We start from the raw sequence: 15700 nt of genomic DNA on the forward strand, positions 1-15700 counted from the left end.
CTTCATCACTGTCTATATGAATTTTTAAATGATCATTAAATATTAATAATTTGTTCATACAAACATCTAGCGCCAAAAAATTATTTGAGGCTGGAACATTTTTATGTTCCAGCCTCAAAAACATTACTATTATTTAGTTGATAACTTGTGATTCAATTTGTTTTGTAACACCTGGTTCTACACTCTCTAGCGCTTGTTCAGATATTTCAATTGAGCGTTTGTAACGATTATTTTTAAATAAACGCTCTGCTTCATTAAGACTTTTATCAATATTTGAACTTTCTTTACGATAGCGGTTCCCATATTCAATCAATTTTTCAGCATAGACTGCATTGACGAGAACATCTGTTGCTTCATCTTCAAATTTATTCATTTGTAGAACCACTTTAGAGACTTTATCTTTAAGTTGTTTTACATGGATGGGTCTCACACTAAATTTTTTGTTTACTTCACGCACTTCATAATCTATTTCATTTTTCATAATGATGAATCTTTCAGGTACACTCGGTAAATTTGAGGCCAAGAGTTTTCTATAAACTTCCTCTTTTTTACTTTGAACACGCAAGATATTTTCTTCTGCTTCTGCTTCATCTTCTCGAAGTTGGATTAAATGATTTTGTAGTTTTTCTTGTTTTTCATTGATGACATCAACATGTTCTTCGATATATTTCAAGTTATCTTGGACTTCGCTATATCTTACTGCTGATTTCGCCATTTCTTGTAATATTTCATCATATACTGAAATCATGCTCTGAATTTCATTTTCAAACTGTCTTACATTTTGAACATCACTTTCGTTTATATAATAATTTTCGCGCACATATTCAATTTCAGTTTGTAACGTATAATTCATTTCTTTAGCTCTAAATAGATTATCAGTGATAACTTCTTTTGTTTCTTCTACTTCATTTTTTGCTTTTACTTCATGTTCGATTAATTCATACATTTCATCAAGACGATCATTAATACTATTTAATTTATCATTTGCTTCGTCTAATTCTAATCTACTGATCATTGGTTCAACGAAACTCAATTCTGTTTTAAGCGTCTGTAATGAACTATCAATTTTGACATGATCTAAATCATAACCCTCGACTTTCAAGTCGCGACATCCATATTTTAAATCTTGGAATTGTCCTGGTAATTCTTTTTGTGCTTCTCTAATCAATTCAGGAATTTCATCCATATCTTTTTTAAGATAATTCATATCTTCATTAAGCGTTTTGATGTGATTGTACGCTTGGTTATAATTGCCGTCCTCTTTTAATGTTTCATATGTTTCCATTTCTGGAACAAATGATTCAATTTCTTGTTCCAATGGAGCAGCCGCTTCACCGAATTGATGTCTATTAGCTAACACATCACGTTTCATTTCACGATAATCCACCTTACACGCTTCATATAGGTGGTCACTTTCTTTATGTAGATTTAAAATATTTTCAACTTTTGAAGTAAGTTCATTGTAGTTTTCTTCATATTTATCCATCAATTCATGTGCTTCATCAATTTCAGTTTGAGCTTGTGAAAATTTAAATTTATCAAGCAATCCTTCTGCATCATGAATTTTTTCTTCTACTGGTAATAAATATTGATTTTTACTATCTAGTGCATTTTGTTTTAAACTGTTATAAGTTGTTTTTGTCTCCCCTGTTAAAGTTAGCTCAGACAATTGAGATAGACTTTCATCATAGGGTAATTGTTCTACTTTTACTTTACGCGTTTCAGCCTTTTCAATTATTTGGCTTTTGTTGGAACGCATATAGAATAATATACCGACAATAATCAGTATAATGACAATAATTGCTAAAATGACATACAATACCATATGTTTTCTCCTCCTATTTTATCACTATTCATTATAACGTAAGATACCTACCCATTAAAGAGAAAATGAGTGAATCATCTCAATTATTTAAAATTAGTCATTAAGTTCTTTCTTTCCTAATCATATGTATAACGATAATTTTAAAATAACTTCTAAAATCAATTGATTGATTACTATTAAAACAGTCTTTATACTAAATGAAAAGTAAAAAGTGAGGTTTTTTTATGCTAGAGGTTAGTGAAACAAATTATGATTTATTACAAAAGCAAGTTTCAAGTTTAATTGAAGATGAGTCCAATATGATTGCCATCCTTAGTAACATATCTGCACTGTTAAATGATTCATTAGATCAAATTAACTGGGTAGGGTTTTATTTAGTAGAAGATAACGAATTAATTCTTGGTCCATTTCAAGGACACCCTGCTTGTGTACATATCGCTATTGGTAAAGGCGTGTGTGGTACTGCTGTTGCCAAAGATGAATCACAATTAGTAGCAGACGTAAATGCATTTCCTGGACATATTGCTTGCGATGCTAACAGTAAATCTGAAATTGTAATACCTATTCATAAAGATAGCAATGTCATAGGTGTTTTAGATATAGATGCACCTATCACAAACCGTTTCAATAATGAAGATAAGCAAGGCTTAGAAAACATTGTAGCTATCATTGAAAATCAATTATCATAAACCAATCCTGTTCTATTACAAACAAACGCAAGGTCAACTATTGACAGATTAATATATCATGGTACAATGTTCTTTGTGTGAATAAACGAAATTAGCAGTTGTATATTAATTGGCGCTATGTTGTTCCCAAAGTGGGCGTGCCGTGTAACCGTAGCTATGAGGCGAGGACACATAAAACAATATATCCAATTAAGCATGCAACACTCTTTTTTGTTTTTTCATAACAACAAAAAAGAAAAAGGAGGAGTCTATTTATGGCTCGATTCAGAGGTTCAAACTGGAAAAAATCTCGTCGCTTAGGTATTTCTTTAAGTGGCACAGGTAAAGAATTAGAAAAACGTCCTTACGCACCAGGACAACATGGTCCTAACCAACGTAAAAAAATGTCAGAGTATGGTTTACAATTACGTGAGAAACAAAAATTACGTTATTTATATGGCATGACTGAAAGACAATTCCGTAACACATTCGAAATCGCTGGTAACCAACATGGTGTACATGGTGAAAACTTCATGCAATTACTTGCTGCACGTTTAGATGCAGTTGTATACTCATTAGGTTTAGCTCGTACACGTCGTCAAGCACGTCAAATCGTTAACCATGGTCATATCGAAGTTGACGGTAAACGTGTTGATATCCCATCATACACACTTAAACCAGGACAAGAAGTTTCAGTACGTGAAAAATCTGCTAAATTAGATATCATTGCTGAATCTGTTGAAATCAACAACTTTGTACCTGATTACTTAGAGTTTGATGCAGACAACTTAAAAGGTAAATTCATTCGCATTCCTGAACGTAGTGAATTACCAGCTGAAATCAATGAACAACTTATCGTTGAGTACTACTCAAGATAATAAGTTTTATATTAAAACACCGACAAATTTTTTGTCGGTGTTTTTTTGTATCCAAATTTGTAGACAGTGACTCATTACGCAATCATTTCTAAGCTAAAATAATAAACGTAACATATTGAAAGGCTTCAAGATATCCCCCATTGTATTCACTTAATGTTAAAGGAAATTAAAAGACCTTCCGCTGTATTTCTTTTCAATTTTACATTTTTCTTCACTTTGTTTATATTTAGTAAAAAGGAGTGTTAACATTGAAAATTAGAGCTTTAGAAGAAACAGATTTGGACTTTGTACATCATTTAAATAATGAATATTCCATTATGTCTTATTGGTTTGAAGAACCATATCAATCTTTAAGTGAGTTACAATCACTCTATAAAAAGCATCTATTAGATGAATCTGAAAGAAGATTTATTATCGAAAATGATTCTGAGCGTATCGGCGTGGTTGAATTAGTAGAAATCGATTTTATACATAGTAATTGCGAAATTCAAATTATCGTAGATGAACAATATGGTGGTAAAGGATATGCCTCACAAGCCTTTAAAATGGCCATAGATTATGCCTTTTTAGTGTTAAACCTTCATAAAATATATTTATTTGTAGATGTTACAAACGAGAAAGCTGTACATATCTACCAAAAACAAAACTTTAAAATTGAAGGTACCTTACAAGAACATTTCTATACACGAGGTAAATATAATGATTGCCATGTAATGGGTCTTTTAAGAGATGATTGGATTAATCAACAAAAATAAATGTAACCCCCACTTCTCAACTTGTTGAGTTAGTGGGGGTTATGCATGAGCTAAAGCTCAGGTAATCCTTAAAACCACTTCTCAACTTGTTGAGTTAGTGGGGGGTTATGCATGAGCTTTAGCTCAGGTAATCCTTATTACCACTCCTCAACTTGTTGGGTTAGTGGGACTTATGCATGTGCTTTTGCTCAGGTAATCCTTAAAACCACTTCTCAACTTGTTGGGTTAGTGGGACTTATGCATGAGCTTTTGCTCAGGTAATCATTGAATTAACAAAATAAACGATGTGGTTTGTCAGAAATAAGACCATCGACACCAATACGGATCAGTTTTATCGCTTGGCTTTTTTCATTAACAGTATAAGGCATTACTTTCAATCCATAGTCATGTGCCTTCTTCATAAACGCTTCCGTCACTAATGAATAGTGCGGATTCACGTAGTCAGCATATTCAGCTATTTTTTTAAAAGATGGCATTTTATACCAATATCGTTTTTTGCTAATTAAAACACCTAATCGATAGCCATAATGCTTCAGATATAGTTGTTTTATAAAATTTTGATCAAAAGATTGAATGATCACTTGATTTTTATCTAGCTCATATTGCTTTAGTTTATCTATTAAATCATTTTCAATGCCGGGATAATTTTTAGGTTGTTTCATTTCTATTAATAATGCCTGAGACGATGCTTTGATTAATGTTAATACTTCATCAAATGTCAGCAATGTTTGTTTGGTATATCTTGGACTACTATTTATACCATAATCATATTGTCTTAAATCATTAAGTGTTTGTTCTCCAACCTTCCCCCTACCATTTGATGTTCTGTCAATAGTGTCATCATGTATCACAACTAACTGACCATCCCGCGTTTTATGTAAATCTATCTCTATGATATCTGCATTGCTTTGAAGGGCAGCTTGAATAGCAATACTGGTGTTTTCTGGATAATCCATTGCCAAGCCACGATGCGCAACTAACATTATATGATGTTTTTCGTATTCAAATGACATAAAAAGTGCCCTCCCCTTTCATTATAAACTAGAATCCACTAAACTTAAGTTATCATAAAAACAATGGAGGTCAAAGCAATGGTCCAACATCAATTTAAAGTAACTACAAAATGGGAAGACGGACGAGAATCAGTCGGTAAACTTTCTGGTGATATTTTGAATGAACAAATATCTATCCCAGCAGGTCTAGGCGGAAATGGAACTGGTACGAATCCTGATGAGTTATTAGTATCCGCAGCATCATCTTGTTATATCATTTCCCTTGCGGCTGTATTAGAACGCTCAGGTTTTACCAATATTGATATACAACAATCAACTATTGGATTAGCTATATTTGAAAATGCCAAATTTAAAATGGATACCATTACACATTATCCTGAAATAAATGTAGATACAACACAGAAAGAACAATTAAAAAAGAAACTACCAAAGTTACTAAAGATTGCAGACAATAATTGCATGATTTCAAATTCTATAAGAGGCAATGTCGACGTCAAAATAGAACCTATATTAAAATAATTTTGCAATCATTTTATGTATGACGGAATATGATTATAATAACAATGTATGCCCTTACATATTATTAGAAATTTGAATATATTTAATTATTTTAAATTTTTACACTTTTATATTTTCTGAAAATTTGCTAAACTTGACAATCATAAGCATTGGGGGAATTACACATGAAATATTATCATCCTTTGTTACTTACACCAGGACCAACACCTGTACCAGAACATATATTACACGCTACACAATTACCAATGGTCGGACATCGATCAAGTGATTTTGAAGCAATCGCAGAACAAGCTTTTAAATCACTTAAACCTATCTTTGGTTCTAAAAATGAGGTTATGATACTTACTTCAAGTGGTACCAGCGTACTTGAAGCGAGTATGCTAAATATAGCAAATCCAGATGATGACATCGTTGTAATTGTTTCTGGTGCATTTGGCAATAGATTTAAACAAATTGCAGAAACTTATTACGATAATGTACATATATTTGAAGTTGAATGGGGACAAGCGGTCAGTGTTCCTGACTTTATCGACTTTTTAAAATCTTTAAACACTGAAATCACAGCAGTCTTTAGTCAATATTGCGAGACTTCTACGGCTGTATTACATCCTGTTCATGAACTTGGCAAAGCATTAAACGACTTTGATTCATCGATATATTTTGTGGTTGATGGTGTTAGTTGTATTGGAGCTGTTGATGTAGATTTAGAACGAGATTATATCGATGTACTTGTTTCAGGTAGTCAAAAAGCAATTATGCTTCCACCCGGTCTCGGATTTGTAGCTTATAATAATCGTGCAAAAGAACGATTTAACGCAGTAGAAACGCCTAGATTTTATTTAGATTTAAATAAATATTTAAAATCATTGGCTGAACATTCAACACCTTTCACACCCAATGTATCTTTATTTAGAGGTGTAAACGCATACGCCGAACTAATCAATGCAGAAGGTTTAGATCAAGTTGTTGCTAGGCATTATGCGATAAGGGATGGATTAAGACAAGCATTGAAAGCATTAGATTTAGAATTATTGGTTCAAGATGTTTATGCGTCTCCTACTGTCACTGCGTTCACTCCAAAATCAAAAGATGAACTCAACTATATTAAGAGTGAATTAAAAAATAGATTTGCCATTACAATTGCTGGTGGCCAGGGCCATTTAAAAGGCCAAATATTGCGTATTGGCCATATGGGTCAAATATCGCCTTTTGATATTTTACAAGTTGTATCAGCGTTAGAAATACTATTGTCAGAATTTAGAAATGAATCTTATGTTGGTAAAGCTATCACACAATATATGGAGGTCGTAAAAGCATATGTATAAAATTTTAGTTTCAGATCCAATTTCACCAGATGGTTTAAAAAGTCTAACAGATCATAGCGATTTTAATGTCGACATTCAAACTGATTTGAATGAAACAGAATTAGCTGAAATCATTCCTAACTATGAGGGTCTGATTGTACGTAGCCAAACCCAAGTCACATCTAATATCATTGCGGCTGCACCAAATTTAAAAGTCATCGCACGTGCTGGCGTTGGTGTGGATAATATTGATGTAGAAGCTGCTACTAAACATGGTGTTATCGTTATTAATGCACCTGATGGGAATACAATTTCAGCTACTGAACATTCGATGGCAATGATTTTATCCATGGCACGTAACGTACCTCAAGCCCACCAATCATTAAAAAATGGTAAATGGGATCGTAAAGCTTATAGAGGCACTGAACTTTATAATAAAACATTAGGTGTTATTGGTGCTGGGAGAATTGGAATTGGTGTAGCAAAACGTGCACAAAGCTTTGGTATGAACATACTTGCTTTTGATCCTTATCTGTCAGAAGACAAAGCTAAAGAACTTAATGTGACACGTGCTACAGTTGATGAAATTGCTGAACAAGCAGATTTTGTAACAGTGCATACACCGCTGACTCCAAAAACAAGAGGTATTGTAGATAAAGCATTTTTTGAAAAAGCAAAACCGACCCTTCAAATTATCAATGTTGCGCGCGGAGGTATCATTGATGAAGATGCGCTTGTCGAAGCATTAGATACTAATCAAATTCAAGGCGCTGCAATTGATGTATTTGAAAGCGAACCTGCAACTGAATCACCACTTGTTGCGCATGATAAAATCATCGTCACACCACACCTGGGTGCATCTACTGTTGAAGCACAAGAAAAAGTTGCAGTCTCCGTTGCCAATGAAATCATAGACATATTTGAACACGGTAATGTCGTTAATGCGATTAACGCACCAAAAATGTCCTTCAATGAAATTAATGATGAATTAAAGCCATATATTGAATTAAGTAAATTAACTGGTGAAGTAGGTATTCAATTATTGGAAAAAGCCCCTCGTGAGTTACAAATTAAATATAAAGGGGATATCGCACTGGATGATACAAGTTTACTTACTAGAACCCTTGTATCAGGTGTATTACGCCAAGATTTAGCAGAACGTGTCAACTTAATAAATGCCTTAGTATTACTAAATGAGCAAGGTGTATCATATAATATAGAAAAAGATACCAAACATCGTGGATTTAGCAATTATATTGAATTGACTTTAATTAATAAAGACACACAAATTAAAATTGGTGCAACTGTACTAAATGGCTATGGCCCAAGAATCGTACGTATTAATGAATACCCTGTTGATTTCAAACCTGAAAAACATCAATTGGTTATCAATCATAACGATAGACCAGGTATCGTAGGACGTACAGGTCAAATATTAGGTGAATACAATATCAATATCGCTTCTATGCATTTAGGGCGCACAAACCAAGGTGGTAATGCGTTGATGATTTTATCAATTGATCATCCTGTAACACAAGATGTAATCGATGCTTTATATGAAATCGAAGGATTTAATCTAATAAGAAGTGTAGAATTAGATGTTGCAGTAAGTGAAAATTATAATATTTAACAATAATAAGCTGAAAGGACAACAAAATGATTGTCCTTTCAGTTTTTTATCAATATACTTTTAATTTGAACTATTATTAACTGTCTTATTCATATGAAATACTATTTAAGCGTCTGGACATAAATAGCAGAAAAATAGAGGCTGGGACATAAATCCCCATTCTCAAAATAAGAGGACCAATCCATAATATGGATTGGTCCTCTTTATAATTAAAATATTACAATTTTGACTGTACATGCTTGCCTGGGGATATGGCTCGAGGCTATAGTCTCTCGCTCATATCATCCCTAACTATTTCTATATGCGCTTTAGTTCAAGTAAACCCTGTAAGTCATTAATCGTAATCAGCGTTAACAAGGTGTAAATATATATTAATATACCTTATATTCTTCAATCTTCAATATTTGTATTATAATAAGATATCTCGAATTTCACCAACATGATTGACAATATATTCAGCATCATAGCTTTCTAATTCCTCACGTGCATTTTGTCCTTTCAAACCGGTTAAAGGACCGATAAAAGTTGCACCTATCTTTTTCGCACTTAATAAATCAGCTAATGAATCACCCACAATAAATACTTCATTTGGGTTTACACGATTTTCTTGATTTGTTGCATATTTTTTATAATGCTGCAAATCATTACCATCTAGCGTTGCTAAATAGCTAAATGGATTGGGTTTCCCTAGCGGCTTTAAATCAGGAAAATGTTCTTCTGCAATCAATACATCACTAGCAGTCACAATATGTAAATCGTCAAACAATGATTTAATCCCTAATGTTTCAAATGGAACGATTGTTTCAGTACGTGGTCGGCCTGTAGCAATGGCAATTTGGTAACCAGCGTCTTTTAAATCTTCTAACAATTGTTTGATTTCACTAACAGGTCTAAGCACTATCTCTTGATATATATAGCCTTTTTTAAAGTCAGTGCGTTGTTGTTTCTGTTCTACTTCATGATACAATTGGCAACCTAAATACCATTCCTGATAAATTTCTTGTGCTAGCATCCAGAAAGGACTTTTCAACTCAAATAATTCAGCATCTTTTGTATTTAATTGTACTTTTGCATGTTCAATTAATGCTTGATATATATTTTCTTTACCAGAACTTAAACCATCTAAAAATGAAAGTGGTAAGTCAAAATTAAGCTCAATATTAGAAATATGATCACCGAGAAATTGTAGTGTTTGTTCACTAAAGTTTTCACTATTCAATGCAATAGATAATTCCTCTTGAGTAAGTGATTTGCATAAATCAATGTAATGTAATGCAATAACAATAAATAACATATCCCAGTTTGAATTCAACCCTAAAGATTTTAACTTTGTTAAGATCTCATCATGGTAGAAGACAATATCTCTTATTTCAGAAATTTGCTCATCACCCAGTTCATGAAAATCTATAGACGGGTCAATACCAATATAATCTTTACTCATTAACAGTTCATAAACAGTTAATGCAGATACATCAAAGCACCTTTCTTCACTTAAAAACACACCATCAACATCAAATAATACCGACTTCATCTTAGTTCCTCTCCTTTAATCAGAAAATTCTGATACTAGTATATCGTACTATTTACATATGAAAAGAGCAATGTATTTCCAAAAGATATATATAGAAATATATTATTAATTTCATAAAATTAATTTGAAAATAAAATCACGCTTGAAAATGAAACGATAACATGTACTTATCGCTAATTTCCAAACGTGATTGTATGAATTGCTACAACTTTATAATAAAACTTTTAAACGACGTCTATCTAACTATGATCTTCTAGTTGCGCTTCCATTTCGTCTGCTACTTGTTGTACTTGCGTCCCAATGATAACTTGGGTGTTGTGCTTACCACTTGTTGTAACCCCTACTGCACCAGCACTTTTAATCTTAGTTTCATCAATAATACTATTATCATTGAGTTCCATACGTAAACGAGTAGCACAATTTGTTAAAGAAGTAATGTTTTCTTTGCCACCAAGACCTTCTACGATTTGACTTGCCGTTTTTGAATACTTATTTTTCTGTAACTCCCCTTCAGACTCAGCTGAATCTGCAGTGTCACCTGTTGTAGCTTCTTCTGATGTCGGATCAGGTAGTAAGTTATCACCACGACCAGGTGTATTAAGTTTCAACCATTTTATTGCTAATCTAAATACAACATAATAAATCACAAAGAACACTACACCTTGAACCATTAACATCAGTGGATGATTTGCTACTGGATTAATCAAAGATAGTAAAAAGTCAATTAACCCCGCACTAAATGAGAAGCCTGCTGTCCAGTGAAATAGCGCTGCAATAAACAGAGATAAACCAGTTAATAGTGCATGAATAACAAATAGTATTGGTGCTACAAACATAAATGAAAATTCGATTGGCTCAGTCACGCCAACGAAAAATGCTGAAATCGCTCCACCAAACATTAAGCCATAAACTCTTTTTTTCTGTTTTGTCTCAGCAGTATGATACATCGCTAATGCTGCTGCTGGAATCCCAAACATCATTACTGGGAAGAAACCAGCCATATAGCGTCCTGTAATACCTTTAACGGCACCATCACCCGTTTGGAATTTAGCGATATCATTAATACCTACTAAATCTAACCAGAACACTGTATTCAATGCATGGTGCAACCCGGTAGGTATTAACAAACGGTTGAAAAAGCCATATAAAAATGCACCACCAGGTCCTAAATCCAATATCCATGTTCCAAATGTAACAATTGCTGAGTACACAACTGGCCAAACAAACAACATAATAACCGCGATAAATATACTAAAGAATGCAGTTAAAATAGGTACCAAACGTTTACCACTAAAGAACGATAACGCTGTTGGCAGTTCTGTTTTACTAAATCTGTTATACGTATATGCAGCAACTAAACCGATAATCAAACCGATTAAGACGTTTTGATTATTCATTTGTTCGAACGCTTCATTTACTCCTGTTTCTTTTACACCCAATAATGGTGCTAATTTTTCAGGACTAAGCACGACGGTTGTTAAGAAGAAACCAACAGCTGCAGCAAGCGCCACTGCACCGTCATTTTTTTTCGCCATACCTAAAGCAACCCCAATTGCAAATAATATTCCCAGTTGCCCTAGTATCGTTGAGCCTGCTGTAGAAAAGAACGCAGCTATGGTTGGCAGTATACCAAGTGCTGTTAATGCATTACCAATACCAACGATAATAGCAGCTGCTGGTAACACTGCAACTGGCAACATGAGCGATCTTCCCAAACGTTGAAAGAAACTATACATAATCATTCCTCATTTCCCAATAAATTACCCAAAAAATCACCACATGTACAAAATGTCCACGTGGTGAATGAAAGCGTTATACTTGTTGTCATTGTACAGTTCCATAATAACACAAGTTTTATAAAATTCGTATATAAAATAAGATTCAAAATGAGTAAAATGAATTATTTATGTGCTACAGATGCATTTAATTCATTTTGTAATTGAATTGTTCTTTTTTCCAATTCTTTTGTTAAATATTCTAATTTTTCATTTCGTTTCATATCTTTAGGCAAGTTTTTTGTTTCGATGGGTTCACCAAATTTAATAATTGCTTTGCCTGTGATTAAACCTAGAATTTTTTTGGGACCAATATATGCCGCTGGTAAAATGGGTGCTTGCGCCATCATAGCGATTGTAACTGCGCCACGTTTCATCGGTGAGCCTTCATCATATTTCATACGATGGCCAGTTGGAAAAATACCAACTGTTTTATTTTCTTTTAATAATTTAATTGGCTTTTTCAACGTGCTTGGACCAGGATTTTCTCTGTCGACTGGAAAAGCATTAAGTGAACTTAAAAATCCACCGAACCATTTATTATTAAATAACTCTTTTTTGGCCATATAATGAATTTGATTTGGATAAATAGCCATACCTAACATAATGACTTCATTGTAACTTTCGTGGGTACAAGTGACGACATACCTATGTAATTGAGGAATATTTTCTTCCCCTTGCACTTCTAATGATTTACATATTTTACGTATAATTAAATTTAATATACTACTAATAAATCTATACATTTTTCCACCTACTTTTTTCACCTTATATTACCTTATTGATTCTATCATTTAGTGCATTAATGAACAAGATAATTTATATTTCAGTCTAAAGTTGTATAGTGATATACTAGAAAAAGTTGGACAAAGCTTTCATAATAGGAGTTAAAGAATAAATCGGAGGTATAATATGTCAGATTTGAACAATGATCAAAATACAAACAATAAACAACCTGATGCGCAAACATCAAATTACAGCCGACCAACATTTAGTAAACGAACAAAACCAAAATTTCCATGGTTCAAAACTGTACTTGTTGCACTCATAGCTGGTATCATAGGTGCACTCATCGTCTTAGGTATTGGTAAAGTAATGGAAAATACAGTTTTGGAAGATAACGGGTCAACTGTTAAAGAAGCGAATAATAACAATAATGCTGGTAATTCATTAGATGGCAAAAGTGATAAGTATGATTCTGTGAATCAAATGATTACAGATGTGTCACCTGCAATTGTTGGTGTCATTAATATGCAAAAAGCTCAAAATTTAGATGACTTACTTAAAGGAAAATCTGCTAAATCAGAAGAAGCTGGCGTGGGTTCTGGTGTGATTTATCAAAAAAATAATGGATCCGCATATATTGTTACAAATAATCACGTAATCGATGGTGCTAGTGAAATTAAAGTACAATTACATAACTCTAATCAAGTAGATGCCAAATTAATAGGTAAAGATGCACTTACTGATATTGCTGTATTAAAAATTGATGATACCAAAGGTACAAAAGCGATAGACTTTGCAAATTCTTCTAAAGTAAAAACTGGTGACAGCGTATTTGCAATGGGTAACCCACTAGGTTTAGAATTCGCAAATTCTGTAACATCAGGTATTATTTCAGCAAGTGAACGTACCATTGATACGCAAACATCAGCAGGTGCGAACAAAGTAAATGTACTACAAACAGATGCAGCCATTAACCCTGGTAATTCTGGTGGTGCGTTAGTAGATTTAAATGGAAATTTAGTAGGTATAAATTCTATGAAAATAGCGAATGAACAAGTTGAAGGTATTGGTTTCGCTATACCTAGTAACGAAGTGAAAGTTACAATTAAGGAACTCGTTAAAAACGGAAAAATCGACCGCCCTTCTATTGGTATTGGTTTACTAAATTTAAGTGAAATTCCAGATGAATATAAAAAACAATTAAACACAGATAAAAAACATGGTATATATGTAGCCAAAGTATATGCTGATAGTGGACTAAAAGAAGGCGACATTATTACAAAAATAGATGATGAAAAAGTCCAAGAAGATACAGAACTACGCTCTTATTTATATGAACATAAAAAACCAGGTGACAATGTTAATCTAACAATTGAAAGAAAAGGAAAAACACAAAGCGTAGATGTGAAATTAACAGAACAGAAGTCCAATAGCACAGACTCATCTAAAGAAGAAGTCGTCCCTTTTAATTAATAAAATGTATTAATATGTAAGCAATCAGAACACTTGTTTTAATCTTTAAATAAAGGAGTTTGGACATCAATAATGTCCAAACTCCTATTTATCTTTCAACTCTTACGATTAAAAATGACCTTATTTATAATTAATCATAAAGTATTTTTTCTTACCTCTACGCACAATTGTAAATGCATTATCGATCTTATCTTCATCTGACAATTCATAATTTACATCTTGTTGTCTTTCACCGTTTATATAAATCGCACCATTATTTATATCTTCCCTTGCTTGTCTTTTAGATGAAGATATGCCCGTTTCAACGATAGCTTCAACAATGTTCGAAGTCGTGTGGTTTAAGTCAACTTGTGGTACATCTTTAAATCCTTCTTTTAATTCTTTAGCTGAAAGTGATTTCAAATCACCTGAAAATAACGCTTGTGAAATTCTAATTGCATCATCTAATGCATCTTGGCCATGAATAAATCTAGTTACATTTTCAGCTAATGCTTTTTGTGCTTCTCGTAAATGCGGTGCTTCTTGCAATGATTTTTCTAAATCATTTATTTCTGCTTTACTTAAAAATGTGAAGTATTTTAAAAATTTAATAACATCTTCATCTGTTGAATTAATCCAAAATTGATAGAATTCATAAGGACTTGTTTTGTCAGCATCTAACCATACTGATCCACCTTCTGTTTTACCAAATTTTTTACCATCAGATTTAACTACTAGCGGAATCGTTAGACCAAATGCTTCATTTTCTCCATACATACGACGCATGAGTTCAATACCACTAGTGATATTGCCCCATTGATCTGAACCACCCACTTGAATTTTACAATTGTATGTTTGATTAAGATGTCCGAAATCAATTGCTTGTAAAATTGTGTAAGTAAATTCTGTAAATGAAATACCGTGTTCTAAACGCGTTTGAATAGAATCTTTGCCTAGCATGTAATTTACACCGACATGTTTTCCATAATCACGTAAAAATTCAATTAATGATATTTGTCCAAGCCAATCTTTATTATTAACTAGTTTTGCCCCTTTATTTGTGTCAAATTCAAAAATTTTATGCATTTGTTTACTAATACCTTGTACATTGGTTTCAACTTGTTCCTCAGTTTGTAACTTTCTTTCTTCTGATTTACCAGATGGGTCTCCTATCATTCCAGTACCGCCACCAATTAACACAAGTGGTCGATGACCATGCTCTTGAAAACGACGTAAAGTTAAGAACGGCAATAAATGACCGATGTGTAAACTATCTGCAGTTGGATCGGCACCACAGTATAACGTAACTTGTTCTTTATTTAATAAATTTTCAATACCTGTTTCATCCGTTTGTTGATAAATTAAGCCTCTCCATTTTAATTCTTCTATTAATGCATTTGTCATGATATCAACCTCCTAATTAAATATTGATAAAGTTTTGAATAGGCTTTATTTGCATCATTTCTATGATTCAAGAAAATAGTCTCAGAAAATGCAAAAAAGCGCCCTTACATAATTATGTAAGGGCGCATATGCACGGTACCACCATACTTTAAGTCAAACAACTTTATTAATGATACGTTCATTAACTAAAACGTTTGGATAATTACGCTATAAAGGTGTA

Annotated in this window: 13 protein-coding genes; 7 read left to right on the top strand and 6 right to left on the bottom strand. The window is 33.0% G+C overall.

What is annotated here, in order from left to right:
* Nucleotides 1–133 precede the first annotated feature (133 nt).
* The gene (ezrA, locus tag CD150_RS10965; RefSeq protein WP_046206848.1) at nt 134–1825 is read right to left on the bottom strand and encodes a septation ring formation regulator EzrA; all 1692 of its coding nucleotides are present in this window, start codon (nt 1823–1825) and stop codon (nt 134–136) included.
* 224 nt (nt 1826–2049) lie between these two features.
* Here ezrA and CD150_RS10970 point away from each other — a divergent pair, with 224 nt between their 5' ends.
* The 3 genes from CD150_RS10970 to CD150_RS10985 all read left to right on the top strand — a co-directional run bounded on the left by CD150_RS10970 (nt 2050) and on the right by CD150_RS10985 (nt 4126).
* Entirely contained in the window at nt 2050–2514 is a 465-nt protein-coding gene (locus CD150_RS10970) for a free L-methionine (R)-S-oxide reductase MsrC (RefSeq protein WP_046206847.1), read from the top strand.
* 254 nt (nt 2515–2768) lie between these two features.
* A complete protein-coding gene (rpsD, locus tag CD150_RS10980) occupies nt 2769–3371 on the top strand; it encodes a 30S ribosomal protein S4 (RefSeq protein WP_019468598.1) in 603 nt (200 codons plus the stop codon).
* A 248-nt stretch (nt 3372–3619) separates the two neighbouring features.
* Nucleotides 3620–4126, top strand: a complete 507-nt coding sequence (locus CD150_RS10985) for a GNAT family N-acetyltransferase (RefSeq protein WP_046206846.1) — start codon at nt 3620–3622, stop codon at nt 4124–4126.
* Between the two features lie 269 nt (nt 4127–4395).
* On the opposite strand, the gene CD150_RS10990 is transcribed toward CD150_RS10985, so the two are convergent.
* A complete protein-coding gene (locus CD150_RS10990) occupies nt 4396–5139 on the bottom strand; it encodes a glycerophosphodiester phosphodiesterase (RefSeq protein ID WP_103161588.1) in 744 nt (247 codons plus the stop codon).
* A gap of 78 nt (nt 5140–5217) precedes the next feature.
* Here CD150_RS10990 and CD150_RS10995 point away from each other — a divergent pair, with 78 nt between their 5' ends.
* The 3 genes from CD150_RS10995 to serA all read left to right on the top strand — a co-directional run bounded on the left by CD150_RS10995 (nt 5218) and on the right by serA (nt 8592).
* On the top strand, nt 5218–5658 hold the full coding sequence (locus CD150_RS10995) for an SACOL1771 family peroxiredoxin (protein ID WP_046206844.1): 441 nt from the start codon (nt 5218–5220) through the stop codon (nt 5656–5658).
* A 164-nt stretch (nt 5659–5822) separates the two neighbouring features.
* Entirely contained in the window at nt 5823–6983 is a 1161-nt protein-coding gene (locus CD150_RS11000) for a pyridoxal-phosphate-dependent aminotransferase family protein (RefSeq protein ID WP_073341704.1), read from the top strand.
* Nucleotides 6976–8592, top strand: a complete 1617-nt coding sequence (serA, locus tag CD150_RS11005; RefSeq protein WP_073341701.1) for a phosphoglycerate dehydrogenase — start codon at nt 6976–6978, stop codon at nt 8590–8592. Before CD150_RS11000 ends, serA begins: the two co-directional genes overlap by 8 nt.
* A gap of 409 nt (nt 8593–9001) precedes the next feature.
* Here serA and CD150_RS11010 read toward each other — a convergent pair whose 3' ends face one another.
* From CD150_RS11010 to CD150_RS11020, 3 genes are all read right to left on the bottom strand, one after another.
* Nucleotides 9002–10123, bottom strand: a complete 1122-nt coding sequence (locus tag CD150_RS11010; protein WP_073341698.1) for an HAD family hydrolase — start codon at nt 10121–10123, stop codon at nt 9002–9004.
* A 239-nt stretch (nt 10124–10362) separates the two neighbouring features.
* The gene (nagE, locus tag CD150_RS11015) at nt 10363–11859 is read right to left on the bottom strand and encodes an N-acetylglucosamine-specific PTS transporter subunit IIBC (RefSeq protein ID WP_103161589.1); all 1497 of its coding nucleotides are present in this window, start codon (nt 11857–11859) and stop codon (nt 10363–10365) included.
* 164 nt (nt 11860–12023) lie between these two features.
* Nucleotides 12024–12644 (bottom strand): lysophospholipid acyltransferase family protein, encoded by a 621-nt coding sequence (locus CD150_RS11020; protein WP_073341693.1) that lies wholly within the window; start codon nt 12642–12644, stop codon nt 12024–12026.
* A gap of 166 nt (nt 12645–12810) precedes the next feature.
* Here CD150_RS11020 and CD150_RS11025 point away from each other — a divergent pair, with 166 nt between their 5' ends.
* A complete protein-coding gene (locus tag CD150_RS11025; RefSeq protein WP_046206838.1) occupies nt 12811–14097 on the top strand; it encodes a S1C family serine protease in 1287 nt (428 codons plus the stop codon).
* 120 nt (nt 14098–14217) lie between these two features.
* Here the strand turns inward: CD150_RS11025 and tyrS are convergent, their stop codons facing one another.
* Nucleotides 14218–15480: a tyrosine--tRNA ligase gene (tyrS, locus tag CD150_RS11030; protein ID WP_073341690.1), complete on the bottom strand. Its 1263-nt coding sequence runs from the start codon at nt 15478–15480 to the stop codon at nt 14218–14220.
* Nucleotides 15481–15700 lie beyond the last annotated feature (220 nt).

It is taken from the genome of Staphylococcus ureilyticus (assembly GCF_002902235.1).
In the GTDB taxonomy this organism is placed as follows: domain Bacteria; phylum Bacillota; class Bacilli; order Staphylococcales; family Staphylococcaceae; genus Staphylococcus; species Staphylococcus ureilyticus.